The sequence below is a fragment of the Agromyces neolithicus genome, from assembly GCF_039529735.1.
In the GTDB taxonomy this organism is placed as follows: domain Bacteria; phylum Actinomycetota; class Actinomycetes; order Actinomycetales; family Microbacteriaceae; genus Agromyces; species Agromyces neolithicus.
Genome location: NZ_BAAANJ010000007.1, coordinates 94,271 through 113,859, shown reverse-complemented (window position 1 = coordinate 113,859; position 19,589 = coordinate 94,271). Strand labels below are relative to the sequence as shown.

At 69.0% G+C, this 19,589-nt stretch carries 17 protein-coding genes; 4 read left to right on the top strand and 13 right to left on the bottom strand.

All coding sequences use genetic code 11. The features are described from left to right. Positions 1–33: 33 nt before the first annotated feature. The 4 genes from cydC to ABD164_RS10810 are packed head-to-tail and all read right to left on the bottom strand — an operon-like array spanning position 34 to position 5,840. The gene (gene cydC, locus ABD164_RS10825; RefSeq protein ID WP_344296037.1) at positions 34–1,767 is read right to left on the bottom strand and encodes a thiol reductant ABC exporter subunit CydC; all 1,734 of its coding nucleotides are present in this window, start codon (positions 1,765–1,767) and stop codon (positions 34–36) included. Further along, positions 1,760–3,409 (bottom strand): thiol reductant ABC exporter subunit CydD, encoded by a 1,650-nt coding sequence (cydD, locus tag ABD164_RS10820; protein ID WP_344296036.1) that lies wholly within the window; start codon positions 3,407–3,409, stop codon positions 1,760–1,762. The genes cydC and cydD overlap by 8 nt, the downstream gene beginning before the upstream one ends. 1 nt (position 3,410) lies before the next feature. Continuing rightward, positions 3,411–4,415, bottom strand: coding sequence for a cytochrome d ubiquinol oxidase subunit II (gene cydB / locus ABD164_RS10815; protein WP_344296035.1), 1,005 nt, complete (start codon positions 4,413–4,415; stop codon positions 3,411–3,413). 12 nt (positions 4,416–4,427) lie between these two features. Next, on the bottom strand, positions 4,428–5,840 hold the full coding sequence (locus tag ABD164_RS10810) for a cytochrome ubiquinol oxidase subunit I (protein ID WP_344296033.1): 1,413 nt from the start codon (positions 5,838–5,840) through the stop codon (positions 4,428–4,430). A gap of 108 nt (positions 5,841–5,948) precedes the next feature. Here ABD164_RS10810 and ABD164_RS10805 point away from each other — a divergent pair, with 108 nt between their 5' ends. The 3 genes from ABD164_RS10805 to ABD164_RS10795 are packed head-to-tail and all read left to right on the top strand — an operon-like array spanning position 5,949 to position 7,995. Then, entirely contained in the window at positions 5,949–6,323 is a 375-nt protein-coding gene (locus ABD164_RS10805) for a BlaI/MecI/CopY family transcriptional regulator (protein ID WP_344296032.1), read from the top strand. A 2-nt stretch (positions 6,324–6,325) separates the two neighbouring features. Beyond that, positions 6,326–7,165: a M56 family metallopeptidase gene (locus ABD164_RS10800; protein WP_344296030.1), complete on the top strand. Its 840-nt coding sequence runs from the start codon at positions 6,326–6,328 to the stop codon at positions 7,163–7,165. Positions 7,166–7,224: 59 nt separating this feature from the next. Further along, positions 7,225–7,995: a DedA family protein gene (locus tag ABD164_RS10795; RefSeq protein ID WP_344296028.1), complete on the top strand. Its 771-nt coding sequence runs from the start codon at positions 7,225–7,227 to the stop codon at positions 7,993–7,995. Here ABD164_RS10795 and ABD164_RS10790 read toward each other — a convergent pair. From ABD164_RS10790 to ABD164_RS10770, 5 genes are all read right to left on the bottom strand, one after another. Continuing rightward, on the bottom strand, positions 7,992–8,918 hold the full coding sequence (locus ABD164_RS10790) for an ABC transporter substrate-binding protein (RefSeq protein WP_344296027.1): 927 nt from the start codon (positions 8,916–8,918) through the stop codon (positions 7,992–7,994). The genes ABD164_RS10795 and ABD164_RS10790 overlap by 4 nt on opposite strands. Continuing rightward, on the bottom strand, positions 8,915–9,658 hold the full coding sequence (locus ABD164_RS10785; protein WP_344296025.1) for an ABC transporter permease: 744 nt from the start codon (positions 9,656–9,658) through the stop codon (positions 8,915–8,917). Before ABD164_RS10785 ends, ABD164_RS10790 begins: the two co-directional genes overlap by 4 nt. Beyond that, complete coding sequence (locus ABD164_RS10780; RefSeq protein ID WP_344296023.1) at positions 9,655–10,344, bottom strand: ABC transporter permease; 690 nt, start codon at positions 10,342–10,344, stop codon at positions 9,655–9,657. Before ABD164_RS10780 ends, ABD164_RS10785 begins: the two co-directional genes overlap by 4 nt. Beyond that, positions 10,341–11,153: an ABC transporter ATP-binding protein gene (locus tag ABD164_RS10775; RefSeq protein ID WP_344296022.1), complete on the bottom strand. Its 813-nt coding sequence runs from the start codon at positions 11,151–11,153 to the stop codon at positions 10,341–10,343. The genes ABD164_RS10780 and ABD164_RS10775 overlap by 4 nt, the downstream gene beginning before the upstream one ends. Positions 11,154–11,291: 138 nt before the next feature. Beyond that, positions 11,292–11,954: a TetR/AcrR family transcriptional regulator gene (locus tag ABD164_RS10770; protein WP_344296020.1), complete on the bottom strand. Its 663-nt coding sequence runs from the start codon at positions 11,952–11,954 to the stop codon at positions 11,292–11,294. A 101-nt stretch (positions 11,955–12,055) separates the two neighbouring features. Between ABD164_RS10770 and ABD164_RS10765 the strand changes: the two genes are divergently transcribed. Continuing rightward, a complete protein-coding gene (locus tag ABD164_RS10765; RefSeq protein ID WP_344296019.1) occupies positions 12,056–13,114 on the top strand; it encodes an App1 family protein phosphatidate phosphatase in 1,059 nt (352 codons plus the stop codon). Here the strand turns inward: ABD164_RS10765 and ABD164_RS10760 are convergent. The 4 genes from ABD164_RS10760 to dnaE are packed head-to-tail and all read right to left on the bottom strand — an operon-like array spanning position 13,087 to position 19,560. Further along, a complete protein-coding gene (locus tag ABD164_RS10760; RefSeq protein ID WP_344296017.1) occupies positions 13,087–14,139 on the bottom strand; it encodes a quinone-dependent dihydroorotate dehydrogenase in 1,053 nt (350 codons plus the stop codon). The genes ABD164_RS10765 and ABD164_RS10760 overlap by 28 nt on opposite strands. Positions 14,140–14,181: 42 nt before the next feature. After that, complete coding sequence (gene nrdR, locus ABD164_RS10755) at positions 14,182–14,655, bottom strand: transcriptional regulator NrdR (protein WP_344296016.1); 474 nt, start codon at positions 14,653–14,655, stop codon at positions 14,182–14,184. Between the two features lie 26 nt (positions 14,656–14,681). Beyond that, entirely contained in the window at positions 14,682–15,986 is a 1,305-nt protein-coding gene (gene hisD, locus ABD164_RS10750; protein ID WP_344296014.1) for a histidinol dehydrogenase, read from the bottom strand. 46 nt (positions 15,987–16,032) lie between these two features. Further along, complete coding sequence (dnaE, locus tag ABD164_RS10745; RefSeq protein ID WP_425545940.1) at positions 16,033–19,560, bottom strand: DNA polymerase III subunit alpha; 3,528 nt, start codon at positions 19,558–19,560, stop codon at positions 16,033–16,035. Between the last annotated feature and the right edge of the window lie 29 nt (positions 19,561–19,589).

The window sequence follows — 19,589 nt, the reverse complement described above, 5'->3', positions numbered from 1 at the left end:
GGGATGCCCCGATCAGTGCCGTTCCCGGTGAGGCTACCTCAGGAACGGTGCAAACGATAGGGGTTCGCCGTGCACGACGCGACCGGCCTCGAGCGTGACGATCCGGTCGACCAGGTGTTCATCCACGCCCGCGTGCGCGATGAGCACGACCGAGCGGCCCGATCTGCCCGCGGCATCGGTGATGTCGCGGATGAGCGCACCTGCGCGCGCGGGGTCGACGCTCGCTGTCGGTTCGTCGAGCACGAGCACGGGGAAGTCGGCGAGCAGCGCTCGCGCGAGGGCGATGCGTTGCGCCTGCCCACCCGATACGAGGTTGCCGCGCTCCCCCACTGCGGCGTCGAGCCCGCCGCGTTCCTCGAGCCATTCGGCCAGGCCGACGCGGTCGAGCACCTCGCGCAGTTCTGCGTCGGTCGCGGTGTCGCGGGCGAACAGCAGGTTCTGGCGCACGTCTTCATCGAAGAGCCACGGCCGCTGCTCGACCAGCCCGACGACGCGGCGGATGTCGCGGGGTTCGAGGCTCGACGCCTCGACGCCTCCCAGGCGGTACGACCCCTCGTAGTCGAGGAACCGCACGAGCACATGGGCGAGGGTGGTCTTGCCGGCACCCGACGAGCCGCGCACGAGCACCCGCTCGCCGGGTTCGATCGTGAGGTCGACGCCCTCGAGCGCGACCGGTCGCGAGTCAGCCGCACCGGCCTCGCCCCCGATCGCCGGCCAGTGCGCGCGGATTCCGCGCAGTTCGATCGCGGGCGTCGGATGCCGCGACGGAGGCGTCGCCGCATCGGCGGGCGGCACCGGCAGTTCGGCGGGCACCTCGTCGGGCACCGCACTCGCGACACGCTGGGCGCTCGCCCGCGCGAGGCGAAGTGCGCTCACGGCGAGCGGCACCGCCCCGGCGACTTCGGCGATCGCGAGCGGCACGAGGCAGAGCACCGCGAACGTCGGTCCGTCGATGCGGCCCGCCTCGAGCAGCGGCGCCGCCGCCGCGAGGCTCGCAGCCGCGGCGAACCCGCCGACGGCCGCCATCGCGGCGGAGGCGGCGCCGGTGGCCACAGCCCGTGCGCGCGTCGCCGTCGCGAGCCTCGCCCCGATGGCGTCGATACGCCGTCGGCCGGCCTCTGCGGCGTCGAAGGCGACGAGCACGTCGAGCGACTGCGCATGCTCGACGACCGCAGCCTGCAGCTCACCTCGAAGCGGCGCGAGCGTACGCTCGGCGCGTCTCGCCGATCGGTGCTGTACGAGCAGGGTCGCCCCGATGCCGACGACGAGGCACACGAGCACCGCCCACGCCGACTCGGGCGCGATCAGCGCGACTCCGACCACGGCGAGCACGAGCACGATCGCGGCGCTCACGACGGGTTGCACGACGCGCAGCGGCACGTTCTGCAGCTCGTCGACGTCGTCGACGAACCGCGCCAGCAGGTCGCCTCGGCGGCTCGCGGCGAGTCCGTCAGGCGCGATCGGCAGCAGGCGTTCGAAGACCCCGGCGCGAATCGTCGCGAGCTGACGGAATGAGGCATCGTGGCCGGTCAGTCGCTCGAGGTAGCGGAATACCGCCCGCCCGAGGGCGAACGCCCGCACCCCCACGATGCCGAGCGAGAGGTACAGCACCGGGGGCTGTTCGGCGGCCCGCGCGATGAGCCAGGCCGAGGCGGCGAGCAGTGCGATGCTCGACCCCGCGGATGCGATGCCGAACAGCACCGACGGCAATAGCCGTGAGAAGCGCGGCACAGCACGGCGCAGCGTCTCGGTCGTTCGATCAGACATGCGTCACCGCCAGGTCGATGCTGTGGTCGGCGAGGTCGACGAGCCCGGTGCGGTGGGTGATCACGAGCACGATGCGTCCGTCGTCGGCGAGTTCACGCAGGCCGCGCGCGAGCCGCGCCTCTCGGCGCGGGTCCTGCGCCGATGCCGGCTCGTCGAGCAGCAGCAGGCGGCCGTCGCGGGCGAGCAGGCGATGGATGGCCCGCGCGGTGGCCACCCGCTGCGCCTGACCGCCCGAGAGTCCGGCGCCCGCCGGCCCGAGCACTCGCTCTGCGTCGAGTTCGACGCCGGCGAGGTCGAGGGCGCGCGCCAGCACTGCGGGGTCGGCGCTGTCGTCACCCAGCCGCACATTCTCGGCGACCGTGCCGGCGAGGAGCGACGGCACTTGCCCGGCCCACGCGATCTTCGACCGATCGCCGGGTTCGACGCGGCGGCCGTCGAGGGTCGCCCTGCCCGTGGAGTCGGCGAAGCCGAGCAGGGCCGCGAACAGGCTCGACTTGCCCGAGCCGCTCACGCCGGTGATCGCGACGACCTCGCCGGTCCGCGCCTCGAGGTCGAACCGGTCGAGCACGATTCGGTCGCCCCGGCGAACCGTCAGCCCCTCGATGACGAGCCCCGCCACGACGAGGCCTTCGGCGGATGCCGCGGCAGACGGCGACTCGCGCACGTCGACGGCTCGACCGCCACGAGCATCACGCGCCGCGGCGAGCAGGTCGAAGGCGTCGCTCGATGCCGCGACGCCGGCCGCCGACGAGTGGAAGGCCGCGCCGACGTTGCGCAGGGGCAGGAACACCTCAGGCGCGAGCACGAGCACGAACAGCCCCGCCACGAGCGTCATGTCGCCCCCGACCAGCCGCAAGCCGATCGATACGGCGACGAGCGCGACCGAGAGGCTCGCGGCGAACTCGAGCGTGAAGCCCGAGAGGAACGTGATGCGCAGCACCTTCATCGTTCGGGCGCGATACTCGTCGGTGACCGCGCGGATGCGAGCCGCCTGCCGTTCGGCACGATCGAACGCCACGAGCGTCGACAGCCCGCCGACGACTTCGAGAAACCCGTGCGACAGCGCGGCGAGACTCTGCCACTGCCGCCGCTGCACCGCCTCGGTGGCCATGCCGATGAGCGCCATGAACACGGGGATCAGCGGCAGCACGATCACGAGTACGAGGCCCGAGAGCGGATCTGCGATCCAGACCGTCGCGATCAGCAGAGGCGTCGCGATGACCGTGAGCACGAGTTGCGGCAGGTACGTTCCGAAATACGCGTCGAGCGCATCGAGTCCTGCCCCGAGCAGTGTTGCGACGCGCGTGGTCGAGAAGCCGGGCACGCCAGTTGGCCTCGATTCGAGCGCCGTGAGCAACTCGGCGCGCAGTTCGGCCTTCACGCGCATGGCGCCCGACGAACCGACGAGATCCCATGCCCACGCTGCAAGGGCGCGAACGGATGCCGCGACCACCAGCACTGCGAGAAGGGGCAAGGCCTGGGGCATCCGCATGCCGTCGATGAATCCCGTGACGAGCGCCGCGAGCGCCCAGGCGAACGCGATGATCGCGGCAGCCTGCACGAGGGCGAGCGCGCCGCCTGTGACGAGGAACGCACGGGCGGACCGTGAGCGGCGGATGAGCCTCGGATCGAGTGGCTTCACGTCAGTGCACTGCCGCCTCGATCGACGCCCTCGTCACGCGCTTGCGGAACACCCAGTACGTCCAGCCCTGATAGGCCAGCACGAGCGGCATGAACACGAGCGCCACCCAGCTCATGACCGTCAGCGTGTACGTCGAGCTCGACGCATTGGCGATCGTCAGGCTGTTCGCGGGGTCGTTCGACGCCGGCATCACGTCGGGGAAGAGCGAGGCGAACAGTGCGAACACAGCGGCGGCGACGGTGACCGCGAGGAGCGTGAACGCCACGCCCTCGGCGCCGCGGGCGTTCGCGAGCCAGCCGGCGATGAGGGCGACCGCGGCGACGGCCGCGAGGATCCAGAACCAGAGGCTCCCGTAGGCGAGGCCCGTCCAGACGAGGAACGCAGCGGCCACCACGATCGTGATGATGCCCGCACGCGCGGCGAGGCGGCGGGCGCGCTCGCGCAGTTCGCCCTCGGTCTTCAGCGAGACGAACACGACGCCGTGCGTGAAGAACAGCAGCAGGGTGGTGAGCCCGCCGAGCAGCGCATAGGGGTTCAGCAGGTCGAGCAACGTTCCCGTGTAGTTGTGGTCGGCGTCGAGCGGCACCCCCTGCACGATGTTGGCGAAGGCCACGCCCCAGAGCAGCGCCGGCACGGCCGAGCCGACGATGATCATGCGGTCGAACCACTGCTTCCACCGCGACTCGGGGCGCTGGTGTCGGTACTCGAACGAGACGCCGCGCGCGATGAGCGCGAGCAGGATGAGCAGCAGCGCGAGGTAGAAGCCCGAGAAGAGCGTCGCGTACCACTCGGGGAACGCGGCGAACAGCGCAGCCCCTGCCACGATGACCCAGGTCTCGTTGAGGTCCCAGACCGGGCCGATCGTGTTGATGAGCACGCGCCGGTCGACGTCGTCCCTGCCGAGGAAGGGCAGCGACATTCCGACGCCGAAGTCGAAGCCGTCGAGCACGAAGTAGCCGACGAAGAGGAACGCGACGATCCAGAACCAGAGCACCGTGAGATCCATGCTGATTGCCTCCTAGTACACCGTTGCTGCGGGTTCGTGACGACCGGTCTCAGGATCGGGCTCGCCGACCTCGGGTGGCCCCTTCTTGATGGCTCTGATCACGAGGCGTATCTCGACGACCGCGAGCGCGCCGTAGACGAGCGTGAATGCGATCAGCGAGATGAGCACCTCGAGGCCGGTCACGTTCGGTGAGACCGCCGACTCGGTGAACATCTGGCTGAACACGATCCACGGCTGCCGTCCCATCTCGGTGAAGACCCAGCCCACGATCATGGCGGCGAGTGAGAGCGGGAAGCTCCAGATCGCGATCTTCCACACCCAGCGCTGCTTCGGAAGCCGTCCCCTGCGGGTGAGCCACAGGCCGACCACGGCGACGAGCACGTGCGCCAGGCCGAGGCCGATCATCCAGCGGAACGACCAGTACGTGACCCAGATGATCGGCGTGTAGTCGCCCGGCCCGAAGAGCTCCTGGTATTGCGCCTGCAGGTCGTTGATGCCCTCGACGCACCCATCGAAGGTGTGCGTCGAGAGGAATGACAGCAGGTACGGCACGCGGATCGAGAACAGCTCGGTCGAGCCGTCGGGGGTTCCGAGCGTGAAGATCGAGAACGAGGCATCCGCACCGCAGACGGTGTCGTACGTCGCCTCGGCGGCAGCCATCTTCATCGGCTGTGTCGCGACCATGGCGAGACTCAGCTGGTCGCCGAAGATCGTGGTGAGCAGGCCCGAACCGACCATCACCCAGAGGCCGAACTTCAGGGCGGGCCGCATCGTGTCGAGGTGCTGGTTGCGGGCCAGGTGCCACGCCGCCGCGCTGATGACAAGGCCGGCCGCGACCATGAAGCTCGCCGCGATGGTATGCGGGAACGCGGCGAGGGCGACGGGGTTCGTGAGCAGGGCGCCGATGTCGACGAGTTCGGCACGGCCCTTCTCGGCGTTGATCTGGAACCCGACCGGATTCTGCATGAACGCGTTCGCCGCGATGATGAAGTACGCCGAGACGATCGACCCGATGGCCACGCACCAGATGGTCGCGAGATGCAGGCCGCGGGGAAGCTTGTCCCAGCCGAAGATCCAGAGGCCGATGAACGTCGCCTCGAAGAAGAACGCGAGCAGGCCCTCGAGGGCGAGCGGCGCGCCGAACACGTCGCCGACGTACCGCGAGTACTCCGACCAGTTCATGCCGAACTGGAACTCCTGCACGATGCCGGTCACGACGCCCATGGCGAAGTTGATGAGGAAGATCCCTCCGAAGAACCGCGTGATCCGCAGGTACTCGGCCTTGCCGGTGCGATACCAGGCGGTCTGGAACACCGCGGCCGTCGACGCGAGGCCGATCGTGAGGGGGACGAACAGGAAGTGATAGATGGTGGTGAGCCCGAATTGCCAGCGGGCGAGGAGGAGCGGGTCGAGCAATTCGTTCACGGATGCCCCTTTCACGACCTCAGTCGTCGAAGAATCGTTCTCTACACAGGGTAGGACACCTTTCTACACGGCGTAGAACAGTTCTCTCGATGACGATATTCTTGAGGCATGGCGAACCTCGGCGAACTCGAGCGCTCCGTGATGGACGTGCTGTGGTCGAGCGTCGCCGCCCTCACCGCCAACGAACTGCGCGACGCGCTCCCCGTGCGCGACGGCGAGCCGGGCAAGACGGTGGCCACGACCACGGTACTCACCGTGCTCTCGCGGCTCGAACGCAAGGGATTCGTCAGCCGGGCTCGCGACACCCGCCCGCACCGCTACCACGCGCTGCTCTCGCGTGAAGAGCACACCGCAGAGCTCATGCACGAGGTGCTCGACCGGTCGAGCGACCGCGACGCGGCGCTCGCGCGATTCGTCGGCACCGTCAGCGCCGGTGAGGCGGCGACGCTTCGCCGGCTGCTCGACGAACACGCCCGCCGCTGATCGTGCTCCTCGCCGCCGTCCTGCTCGGAATCCTCGCCGTCGCGCTGGCGTGGCCCGTGCCGGTCGCGCTTGCCCGCGCAGCCTGGCCCGCCCGCTTCCCCGCCGGTGCACTCGCGCTCTGGCAGGCCGTTGCGGTCGCCGGCGGCGTGTCGATGATCGGCAGCCTGCTGCTCTTCGGTGCAACGCCCGCCGGGTCGCTGCTCGGCGCGTGGGCGGTGCTTGCACCAGTGATCTTCACGGGACCCCTCCCGGCGGGGTTCGGCGTCGTGCACCTCGCGGCACTCACCCTCGCCGCCGGGCTCACGGTGCATCTCGCACTCAACCTCGCCGTCACGGCGGTTCGGGCCGAGCGCGAGCGACGACGCCAGCACCAGCTCATCGCACTCCTCGGAGACCCGATCCCGGGCCAGCCTCGCACCCGAGTGCTCGCGCATCCCGTGCCACTCGCCTATTGCGTGCCCGGAATCCGCACGGCCACGGTGCTCACCGACGGCTTGATCCAAGCCCTGCGCGCCGACGAACTCGCCGCGGTGATCGCGCACGAGCGCACGCACCTCGACCAGTTGCACCATCTCGTGCTCCTCGCCTTCCGTGCCTGGCACAGTGCGCTCCCCTGGTTCCCGATCGCGAATCGCGCCGAGCGTGCGGTCGCCCAACTGACCGAGATGCTGGCCGACGACGGCGCCCGGCGCGCAACGGGCGATGACGATTCGCTGCGCCGCGCCATCGTGCAGGTGGGCCTCGCCGGTGAGCCGGGCACCTACGCCGACGCGGGCGCGGTGAGCCCCGATCATGCGATGCTCGAGGCGCGGCTCGCCCGACTCGCGCCCTCGGCCGCGTAACCCTCGGAATCCCCCCACAGTGTGACGCGGCGCACCCGCGGCGTCGATACGCTCGAAGGATGAACGAGATCCTCACGTGGATCCTCGACACCGTCGAGAGCGTCGACCCGGTGATGCGCACGCTGCTCGCCGGGATCGGCATCATGCTCGAGACCTCGGTGCTCATCGGTCTCATCGTTCCCGGCGACACCATCGTGCTCGTCGCCTCGACCGCCGTCGACGGCGTCGCCGAGTACTTCGCCCTGACGTTCGCGGTCATCACGGGGGCGCTCATCGGCGAGAGCATCGGCTTCGCCATTGGACGATGGTTCGGCCCGCATATCCTGCATTCGCGGCTCGGCCGCAAGATCGGCGAAGACCACTGGCACCGTGCCCAGCGCTACCTCGACCGTCGCGGCGGGCCTGCGATCTTCATCTCGCGGTTCCTGCCGGTGCTGCACTCGCTCATCCCGCTCACCGTCGGCATGAGCACCATGCGATACCGGCGCTTCATCGCGTGGACCGTGCCGGCCTGCGTCATCTGGGCGTTCGCCTACGTCACGGTCGGATGGCTCGCCGCGGGCAGTTATCGCGAGCTGAGCCGCAGCCTGCACTGGGCCGGATACGTCTTCGTCGGCATCATCGCCGTGTTCCTGCTCATCGTGTGGGGCGCGAAGAAGCTGCTGATCCGCTCGGAAGCGAGGCATATGACGGCGATCGACGAGATCGGCCGACGCGACGACGACTTCGGCGACGATGTCGACGAACTCGACGTCGTCGGAATCGTCGCCGACGACGAAGGGCCGGATGCCGTGGCATCCGACCCTTCGAACCTCGACGCCGAGCGCTAGAAGAGCGATTTCTCGGCAAGCCAGTCGGTCGCGATCTGGTCGGCCGACTGCTGCTCGTCGACGCTGAGCGCGTTGAGCGCGACAAGGTCTTCGGCGGTGAGCGCGGCGCTCACCGTGTCGATGACCTCGGCGATCTCGTCGGTCACCTTCTCGCTCACGACCGGCACGACGTTCGAGGCGAGGAAGAGCCCCTCGGGGTCATCGAGCGTCACGAGATCGCTCGTGGCGATTGCCGGGTTGGCGCTGAAGATGTTGACGATCTGCACCTGGTCGTCTTGGAGGGCCTTGATGGTGAGTGGTCCGCCGCTGTCCTCGATCGGCGTGAACGCGACCTCGACGCCGTAGACCTCTTTCAGGCCGTCGGGACCGTAGGGTCTGGTCGCGAGCTCGGAGTTGCCGCCCAGGGTGAGCGGCGTCGTGACGTTCGCGAGGTCGGCGAGGCTCGTGACGCCGTTCGCGTCGGAGAACGCCTGCGTCACGTTGTACGAGTCCTGGTCGGTCGCGGGCGCCTGGTCGAGCACGCGCAGACCCTCGGGCAGCGACGTTTCGAGCTCGGCGTACACGTCGTCGCTCGTCGTGGCCGTGGTGTCGGGAACGTAGAACTGCAACAGGTTGCCCGTGTACTCGGGGAACACGTCGATCGCGCCGCTCTCGATGTCGGGGATGTACACCTCGCGCTGGCCGATGCGGAACTGGCGGTCGACCGTGTGGCCGTTCGCCTCGAGCGCCTGAGCATAGATCTCGGCGATGATCTCGTTCGAGTAGTAGTCCTGCGAGCCGACGACGATCGTCTCTGATGACCCGCCGCCGTCTGTCGATTCGCCGTCGAGCGGATCGCCGGACGCACACCCTGCCAGGGCCAGTGTCGCCCCGACCGCGACCGCCGCGATGGCGACGAGCCGGCCTCTTCCTGCTGTGATCATTCTGGATTCCCTTCATGGATGGGTTGCCCCACGACCGCTCGCGACCGGGTCGGCCGGGAGCGGAGATCGGTGATACGGCTCGCGCGCACTCCCGCAGGAACGACGCGCCGCTGCGTCAATGCGAGGATGCCGTCGGCCACGAGCGCGAGCAGGATGACGAGGATCGACCCCCCGAGCATCTCGGCGTAATCACGGGTCTTCAGGCCCGCGAAGATGAATCGGCCGAGCCCGTCGTCGGCGATGTAGGCCGCGAGGGTCGCGGTGGCGATGATCTGCAGCGTCGCCGAACGGATGCCGCCGACCACGATCGGCATGCCGAGCGGAAGCTCGACCCTGCCGACGATCTGCGACTCGCGCATGCCCACCGCACGAGCCGCGTCGATCGTGCGACGGTCGACCGACTCGAATCCCGCGTAGGCACCCGCGAGCAAAGGCGGGATGGCGAGGATGACGAGCGCGATGATCGGTGCGGCGAGGCCGATGCCGATCCAGATGCCGAAGAGCGTGAGCACGCCGAGCGTGGGCAGCGCCCGGAGCCCGCCCGAGATTCGCACAGCCGGCTCGCGGCCTCGGCCGGTGTGGCCGATGAGGGCGCCCGTGGGAAGCGCGATCGCCGACGCGATGAGCAGCACCACCGCGGTGATCCACACGTGCTCCCAGATGCGTTGCGGAATGCTGCCCGGGCCGCTCCAGTTCGCGGGATCGAGGATCCATGCGATGGCGTCGATGAAGAGGTTCATACGGTGTCCGCCTGTTTCACCGGCGTCGACAACCGAGCTCGACTCGTTGCGGCATCGGCGCGCGACCACGGCATGAGCAGACGCCCTCCCACGACGCACAGCCAGTCGAGCACGAGGGCGAGCACGATCGTCGCGACGATGCCCGTGAGGATCTCGGCCTGGATGCCGCGCTGGAATCCGTCGGTGAAGAGGCTGCCGAGACTCTCGACGCCGATCACCGCGCCGACCGTGGCCAGGCTCACGGTGCTGACGACGACCACCCGCAGGCCCGAGAGCAGCACGGGCCCGGCGAGCGGCAGTTCGACGCCCCAGAAACGACCGGCCGCCGAGTAGCCGATGGCGGTCGCCGACTGTCGCACATCGGGTTCGACCGCGTCGAAGGCGTCGGCGGCGGTGCGCACGATGACGGCGATGCCGTAGAGGGTGAGTGCGATGACCAGGTTCACGGGCGAGCGCAGGGCGAGCCCGGTGATCGGCGGGAGGGCGACGAACAAGGCCAGCGACGGAATCGCGTAGAGGAGCGCGCACAGCGACAGCAGCACACCGCGCGACCAACGGTAGCGGTGCGCGAGCCAGCCGATCGGCACTGAGATCACGAAGCTCAGTATGATCGCGGGCACCGACAATGCCAGGTGCACGAGTGTCAGTTCGCCGACCAGGTCGAGGTTCGACCAGAGCCACGTCACGAGGCGAGTACCCCAGCCGCCCGGCCGTCACCGTCGACGACGACGCGCCGCCCCCCGACATCGGTGATGTGCAGCGCACGCTTGCCGCGGTCGGCGCCGACGAACTCGGCGACGAACTCATCGGCGGGGTTCGCGAGGATCTCGGTCGGTGAGGCCGCCTGCAAGATCTTGCCGCCGTGCTGCATGATGACGACCTGGTCGCCGAGCAGGAACGCCTCGTCGATGTCGTGCGTGACGAACACCACCGTCTTGCCGAGCTCGCCCTGCAGTCGCAGCAACTCCTGCTGCAATTCGGCGCGCACGATGGGGTCGACGGCGCCGAACGGTTCGTCCATGAGCAGGATGTTCGGGTCGACCGCGAGGCCCCGCGCGACGCCCACGCGCTGCTGCTGTCCACCCGACAGCTGGCTGGGGTACCGATCGGCCAGCGACCGGTCGAGTCCCACCGTGTCGAGCAGTTCGCGCGCATGGTCGTAGGCCTCGCGCTTGCGGACACCCCGCAGCAGCGGCACGGTGGCGATATTGTCGATGACCTTGCGGTGCGGCAGGAGCCCCGAGTTCTGCATCACGTAGCCGATGCTGCGACGGAGCGCGACGGGCTCGCGCGTCGCAACGTCGGTGCCGTCGATGAGCACTTGTCCGGATGTCGGGTCGACCATGCGATTGATCATGCGAAGCAGCGTGGTCTTGCCCGAACCCGACGAGCCCACCAGCACCGTCGTCGTATGGGGTGGAATGACGATGTCGACGTCGGCCACGGCGAGCGTGCCGTCGCGGAACCGCTTGGACACGCTTCGGAATTCGATCATGCTGCCCCATCCCCGCCGGGCGACGTTCGCTCGATCGGCGGATACCAGCCAAACACCATTCGAACGCCGAGGCAACGCAGGAGTGGCGGCGTGGCGTTAGGCGCCGGGGCGCGACATCAGGCGCCGTCGGGCGCCCCGTCAGGCCGCGTTGCTCTCGGTGCGCACGGCGCCGAGGTGCTCTGCGAGGTAGTCGTGCACGAGGCGGCGGGCCTCTTCGAGGTATCGCTCGTCGCCTTCCTCGTCACGCTCGAACGCGCGACTGATCAAGGCGTCGCCGACCTCCATTGCCACTCCCAGCCGGAAGCGAAGCTCGTCGGCGTCGATGTCGCCTCCGAACTCCGCTTCGATGAGGCGGGTCAGGCGGTGAGCCATCTCAGGCTCGACGTCATTCTCGGCGAGTTCGCGCTGCCCGCCGTGCACGACGCTGAACCCCGGTTCATCACGGTACATTCCAGCGCCGACCGTCATCGAGAGGTCGATGACCGACCACCACGTCTCGAGTTCGGTGCGTGCGATCTCGTCGGCGAGGCGTTCGCGGAACCGGCGCACTGAGCGTTCGCGCAGGGCGTGCAGCACCGCGACGCGGTCGGGGAAGTAGCGGTAGACGGTGCCGATCGAGGCACCTGCGCGCTCAGCGACCATCTGCGTCGTCAGTCGCTCGAAACCTGACTCGTCGACGATCTCGGCGGCCGCGTCGAGCAGCGCGTCGAGCCGCTGACTGCTGCGGCGTTGCGTCGGCTCGGTGCGGACTGCTCGCTTGCGGCTCGGATCGGCCCCAAGGATCAGGTCGACATTAGACACGAAACCTCCTCAGTTGCGGCTTCATACTACTCGGAGGCGCGGGGCGCTTCGGACAACCCGCGGTTTCGCGCCCCACGGGGCGCCCATGACAGACTGAGTGGATGCCGGCGAGCTCCCCCAACCCGACCGGATCCCCCGAACCCCCGGTACGCCACCGTGCCGCGCGCATCGAGGACTGGATCCACGACATCAGGGAACGCTGGGCACGCCGGCGCGGTCACGTGCCGACCGTCGTTCCGTACACCGGGTACGGGTCGACCGAGTGGGTGCGCGTCTTCTGCCGAGTGCTGCTGAGCCGCCCGGTCGCGCCCGACGAGCGTTCGAAACGTCGCCGACGACGCGGCGAACAGGGCATCCGCGGCTGGCGCAGCTTCACGAGCGTGCCGGTCGGCGATGTGCCGGTCGTCATCGAGATCGGCGGCGCCCGCATCGAGGTGCTCGCCGACCGCGGGGGCGTCGTCGACACCCGTATCCCCGTGGTGCTGACCCCCGGATGGCACGAGGCGCGGTTGCACACCGAGGGATCGAAGGTCGCTGAGGCACCGATCCGCATCGTCGGGCCCGATGTCGACTTCGGCATCATCTCCGACGTCGACGACACGGTCATGGTGACCGCGCTGCCGAGGCCGCTGCTCGCGTTCTGGAACACCTTCGTGCTCGACGAGCACGCCCGGATCCCCACACCCGGCATGGCCGTGCTCTTCGAACGCCTCGCCCGCGCGCACCCGGCCTCGCCGGTCATCTACCTCTCCACCGGCGCGTGGAACGTGGCGCCGACGCTCACGCGATTCCTCTCACGAAACCTCTACCCCGCCGGCCCCCTGCTGCTCACCGATTGGGGGCCGACGCACGACCGGTGGTTCCGCAGCGGCCGCGACCACAAAGAACAGAACCTCCGGCGCCTGGCCGACGAGTTCCCCGATGTGCGCTGGCTGCTCATCGGTGACGACGGGCAGCACGACGAAGACCTCTACGCGCGCTTCGCCGCCGAGCACCCCGGGCGGGTCGCCGCGGTCGCGATCCGGCGCCTCTCCGCCGGCGAGGCGGTGCTCGCCGGCGGTCGTACCAAGGCCGAGCAGCACGGCGCCGACGTGCCCTGGGTGTCGGCGAGCGACGGCTCGCGCATCGCCGATCAGCTCGCCGAGGTCGGCGTGCTCTGACGCCGCCGGCGCGCCAGCCCGCGGTTGACCTGCCTCGCCCAGAGCGGGCCGCGATAGATGAATGCCGTGTAACCCTGCACGAGGGTCGCGCCCGCATCGAGCCGCTGCTGCACGTCAGCGGCCGTCTCGACGCCGCCGACCGAGATCACGCAGAGGTCGGCCGGCACGTTCGCGCGCACGACCTGCAGCACCTCGAGCGACCGCTGCGCGAGCGGCGCCCCAGAGAGACCGCCGGCGCCGATGTCGGCGACTACGGATGCCGCTACACGGAGCCGCTCGCGAGAGATCGTCGTGTTCGTCGCGATGATGCCGTCGAGCCCGAGTCGTACGACGAGTTCGCAGATGCGCACGATGTCGGCGTCGTCGAGGTCTGGCGCGATCTTCACGAGCAGGGGCGTCGTGCCTGCGGCCGCGCGCACGGCCTCGAGCAGGGGCGCGAGCGCGTCGAGTTCCTGCAGTCCGCGAAGTCCGGGAGTGTTGGGGGAACTCACGTTCACCACGAGGTAGTCGGCATACGGTGCGAGCAGTCGAGCACTGCGCTCGTAGTCGCCGATGGCGTCGTCGACCGCGGTCACCCTGCTCTTGCCGATGTTGATGCCGAGCACCGGCCGGTGGGTGCGGCGCGCGAGCCGCGAGAGACGCCCGGCAGCGGCATCCGCACCGCCGTTGTTGAAGCCCATGCGATTGACGAGGGCACGATCGCCGACCAGTCGGAAAAGTCTCGGAGCCGGGTTGCCGGGCTGTGCGATCGCGGTGATCGTGCCCACCTCGACGTGTCCGAAGCCGAGGTTGCCGAGGCCGCGCACCGCGACGCCGTCTTTGTCGAATCCGGCGGCGATACCGAACGGCGACGGGAACGTGAGCCCGAGCGCCTCGACCGCCAACGCGGGGTCGGGCCCGGTGAAGCGCTCGACCAGGCGGCCGACGCCCAAGGTCGGAAGGGCGCGGATGAAGCGGAACGCCAGGTGGTGGGCGGCTTCGGGGTCCATTCGCGAGAGGAACGCGGAGAAGAGGAGTCGATACATGCCGGACTCAGGCTATCGGAGCCGTCGAGGTGGTGGCGTCGCTCACTCGACGGGCCGCGCCGGAAGGCGCCCGTGCTCGGCCCGCAGCTGCTCGATCGCCCCCTCGAAGTCGTCGAGCGAGTCGAACGCCTGATAGACGCTGGCGAACCGCAGGTAGGCCACCTCGTCGAGCTCACGCAGCGGCGAGAGGATCGCCAGGCCGATGTCGTTCGCCTCGATCTGCGACGCCCCCGTCGACCGGATGGTCTCTTCGACCTTCTGTGCGAGCACCGCGAGGTCGGAGTCGGTGACGGGCCTGCCCTGGCAGGCCTTCTTGACCCCCAGCACGACCTTCTCACGACTGAACGGCTCGATGACGCCGCTGCGCTTGATGACCGAGAGGCTGGCCGTCTCGGTCGTCGAGAACCGTCGGCCGCATTCGGGGCACTGCCGACGACGGCGGATCGAGAGCCCGTCGTCGCTCGTACGCGAGTCGATCACGCGGGAGTCGGGGTGACGGCAGAACGGGCAATACATGGTGCCCCCAGCCTAGCGGCGAGCAGTCACGCGAAGCGCGCCGTGACCGCCTCGCCGTGCGCGGGCAGGTCTTCTTCGGCCGACAACGCCTCGATCACGGGAGCGACCTCGCGCAACGCGGCGGCGTCGTAGCGCACGACCTGTTGCGGACGGAGGAAGGTGGCCGCCGAGAGCCCGGCCGCGTACCGGGCCTGACCTCCGGTGGGCAGCACATGGTTGGAGCCCGCGGCGTAGTCACCGAGGCTCACCGGCGAGTACGGTCCGACGAAGATGGCTCCGGCGTTCTCGATGCCGGCGAGCACCGCGTCGGCGTCGCGCACCTGGATCTCGAGATGCTCGGGTCCGAACGCGTTCGCGAAGGCGACGGCCTGCTCGAGGTCGTCGACGAGCACCACGGCCGACTGCACACCCTCGACCGATGCCCGAACCCGAGCGGAGTGCTTCGTGGCGGCGACCCTCGCCGTCAGTCGCTCGACGACGCGAGCAGCGAACTCGGGCGAATCGGTGACGAGCACGGTTGCGGCGAGCTCGTCGTGCTCGGCCTGGCTCACGAGATCGGCGGCGACGAAGTCGGCGTCGGCCGAATCGTCGGCGATGACGAGGATGTCGGTGGGACCGGCTTCGGCGTCGATGCCCGTGACGCCCTGCACAAGCCGTTTCGCGGCCGCGACGTACACATTGCCGGGGCCCGTGACACGCTGCACGGGATCGAGCCCGAGGCTCGGCACCCCATAGGCGAAGGCACCGATCGCGCCCGCGCCGCCCATGGCGTACACCTCGGTGATGCCGAGGAGCGCCGCGACGCCCGCGACCGTGGGATGCACTCGCCCGCCGAACGCCGCCTGCGGCGGTGAGGCGAGTGCGATGGATCGCACCCCGGCGACCTGTGCCGGGACGACGTTCATGACGACGCTCGAGGGGTAGACGGCCTTGCCGCCGGGCACGTAGAGGCCCACGCGGCCGACAGGCTGCCAGCGCTGCTCGATGACGGCGCCGTTGCCGAGTTCGGTCGTCTCGGGGGCAGGCACCTGCGCGGCGCTCGCGGCGCGCACACGATCGATGGTGCGCTCGATCGCGGCGCGGATCTCGGGGGCGAGTTCGTCTCGCGCACGCTCGAGCTCACCGGCGGGCACGCGCAGATGCGGCGGGCGCACCCGGTCGAGCCGCTCGGCCTGCTCGATGAGTGCCGCCTCGCCGTGCTCGCGGACGGCGTCGATGAGCCCGCGCGCCGGCTCGAGCGCGGCCGAGACGTCGGTCGCGGCGCGCGGCACGAGGGCGAGCAGCTCGCTCGGCGACGGACGGGTTGCGCGCAGGTCGATCGTTCTCAGCATGACCGCTCCAGCCTATCGAGAGGCGCGACCCGGCGTGCCGAGCGCGTCACACGAGGCAGTTCGGCCCGAGCAGGCTCTTCAACTCGCCGTAGAAGTCGGCCGTGACGCGCACCGGATACGGCAGCTCGAACAGCCGAGCCGTTCGGCCGCGGATGAGCCGCAACCGCACCTCGGTGTCGCCCGCGTGGCGGATCAGCACGTCGCTCAGGGCGGTGATCGTGCCGGTCGTGGCGCGGATGTCGGGCAGCGAGATGACCACCGGACCCGATTCGTCTCCTTGGCCGAGGTCGGGCGTGAACACGCTGTAGGCGTGCAGGTTCATGCCGTCGTCGCGCATGCTCACCCGGCCGCGTACGACCGCGATCGAGTCGGCCTGCAGACCCGGCGCGAACTCCTGGTAGGCCTTGCCCATGAACATGACCGTGATCTCACCCGAGAAGTCCTCGACCTGGATCATGCCGTACTGGTTGCCGCTCTGCCGTGCCACGCGGTGCTGCACGCTCGTGACGAGCCCGGCGATCGTCACGGTATCGCCGTCTTGCGTGGCGTCTGAGCCCATGAGCTCGGTGATCGTCGTCGACGCGTGCTTCGCGAGCGGCACTTCGAGTCCGGCGAGCGGATGATCGGAGACGTACAGCCCGAGCATCTCGCGCTCGAATGCGAGCTTGTCGCGCTTCGACCACTCGGGCCGGTCGGGAACGAGCGACACGGGCGCCGAGTCGACCTCGGCGAGCAGCGAGTCGAAATCGAATCCGGCCTGGCCCGTCGCCTCGACACGCTTCTCGCCGACCGACGATTCGACCGCGCTCTCGTGGATCTCGACGAGCGCGCGCCGTGTTGCACCGAGCGAGTCGAAGGCGCCCGCCTTGATGAGCGACTCGACGGTGCGCTTGTTCGCGACCTGCAGGGGCGACTTCTTGAGGAAGTCGTGGAACGACTCGAAACGACCCTTCTCGTCGCGGGCGGCCCGGATGGCGTCGACGACGTTGAAGCCGACGTTGCGCACCGCGCCGAGGCCGAACCTGATGTCGTCGCCGACGGCGGCGAAGTAGCCGATCGACTCGTTGACGTCGGGCGGAAGCACCCTGATGCCCATGCGGCGGCACTCGTTGAGGTAGAGCGCGAGCTTGTCACGCGCGTCGCCGACGCTCGTGAGCAGCGCGGCCATGTACTCGGCCGGGTAGTGCGCCTTGAGGTAGGCCGTCCAGTAGCTGAGCACGCCGTAGGCGGCCGAGTGCGCCTTGTTGAACGCGTAGTCGGAGAACGGCAGCAGGATGTCCCAGAGGGTCTTGATCGCGGCCTCGGAGAAGCCGTTGGCCTTCATGCCGCCCGAGAAGCCCTCGTACTGCTTGTCGAGCTCGGACTTCTTCTTCTTGCCCATCGCACGGCGCAGGATGTCGGCCTGGCCGAGGGAGAACCCGGCGACGCGCTGTGCGATCGCCATGACCTGCTCTTGGTAGATGATGAGGCCGTAGCTCGTGTCGAGGATGTCTTTCAGGGGTTTCTCGAGCTCGGCATGGATCGGCGTGATGGGCTGCAGCCCGTTCTTTCGCAGGGCGTAGTTGATGTGCGAGTTCGCGCCCATCGGCCCCGGTCGGTACAGCGCGATGACGGCCGAGATGTCCTCGAAGTTGTCGGGCTTCATCTGCCGCAGCAGCGACCGCATCGGCCCGCCGTCGAGCTGGAACACGCCGAGCGTGTCGCCGCGTGAGAGCAGCGCGTAGGCCTCGGGGTCGTCGAGTGCGAGGTCTTCGAGCACGGGCCTGAAGCCGCGGTTGGCCTCGATGTTGTCGAGGGCGTCGTCGATGATCGTGAGGTTGCGCAGCCCCAGGAAGTCCATCTTGATGAGGCCGAGCGACTCGCACGCCGGGTAGTCGAACTGCGTGACGATCTGCCCGTCTTGCTCGCGCTTCATGATCGGGATGATGTCGATCAGGGGGTCGCTCGACATGATGACACCGGCGGCGTGCACGCCCCACTGGCGCTTCAGGTTCTCGAGGCCGAGCGCCGTCTCGAAGACCGTCTTGGCCTCGGCGTCGGTTTCGATGAGGGCACGGATGTCGCCGGCCTCTTTGTAGCGCGGATGCTTCGTGTCGAGGATGCCCGAGAGCGGGATGTCTTTGCCCATCACCGCCGGCGGCATCGCCTTGGTGAGTTTCTCGCCCATGCCGAACGGGAACCCGAGCACGCGCGACGAGTCCTTCAGGGCCTGCTTCGCCTTGATCGTTCCGTAGGTGACGATCTGGGCGACCCGCTCGTCGCCGTACTTGTCGGTGACGTACTTGATGACCTCCCCGCGACGACGCTCGTCGAAGTCGACGTCGAAGTCGGGCATCGAGACGCGGTCGGGGTTGAGGAACCGCTCGAAGATGAGTCCGTGCGCCAGCGGGTCGAGGTCGGTGATGCGCATCGCGTAGGCAGCCATCGAGCCGGCGCCCGAACCGCGGCCCGGCCCGACGCGGATGCCGTTGTTCTTCGACCAGTTGATGAAGTCGGCGACGACGAGGAAGTAGCCGGGGAACCCCATCTGCAGGATGACGCCCACTTCGTAGTCGGCCTGCTTGCGCACCTCGGCGGGGATGCCGCCGGGGTAGCGCGCCGCCAGTCCACGATCGACCTCTTTGACGAACCAGGTCTCTTCGCTCTCGCCCTCGGGCACCGGGAAGCGCGGCATGTAGTTGGCGTTCGTGTTGAACGCGACGTCGCAACGCTCGGCGATGAGCAGCGTGTTGTCGCATGCATCGGGGTGATCGCGGAACACGTGCCGCATCTCGGCGGCGGTCTTGAGGTAGAAGTCGTCGGCGTCGAACTTGAAGCGGTTCGGGTCGTCGAGCGTCGATCCCGACTGCACGCACAGCAGTGCGGCGTGGCTCTTGGCGTCGTGGGCGTGCGTGTAGTGCAGGTCGTTGGTGGCGACGAGGGGCAGGTCGAGTTGGTTCGCGAGGCGCAGCAGGTCGCCCATGATGCGCTTCTCGATGCCGAGGCCGTGGTCCATGATCTCGGCGAAGTAGTTGTCGCGCCCGAAGATGTCGCGATAGTCGGACGCCGCCTTCACGGCCTCGTCGTATTGCCCGAGCCGCAGGCGCGTCTGCACCTCGCCCGAGGGGCAGCCGGTCGTCGCGATGAGCCCCTCGGAGCACTGCGACAGCAGTTCACGATCCATGCGCGGCTTGAAGTAGTAGCCCTCGATCGACGCCCGGCTCGAGAGCCGGAACAGGTTGTGCATGCCCGCTGTCGACTCCGACAGCAACGTCATGTGGGTGTACGCGCCCGAGCCCGACACATCGTCGCCGCCGCCCGAACCCCAGCGCACGCGCGTCTTGTCACCGCGGTGGGTGCCGGGGGTGATGTAGGCCTCGGTGCCGATGATCGGCTTGATGCCGGCGTCGGTCGCCTGCTTCCAGAAGTCGTAGGCGCCGAACACGTTGCCGTGGTCGGTGACCGCGACCGCGGGCATTCCCTCGTCTTTCGCGGCCTGGATGAGTTCCCCGACCCTGGCTGCGCCGTCGAGCATCGAGTACTCGCTGTGCACGTGCAGGTGGACGAAGGAATCGGCGGCCACGGGGCTCCTCATGATGCTGCGAGGTGGGTGTTCGGGGGGGT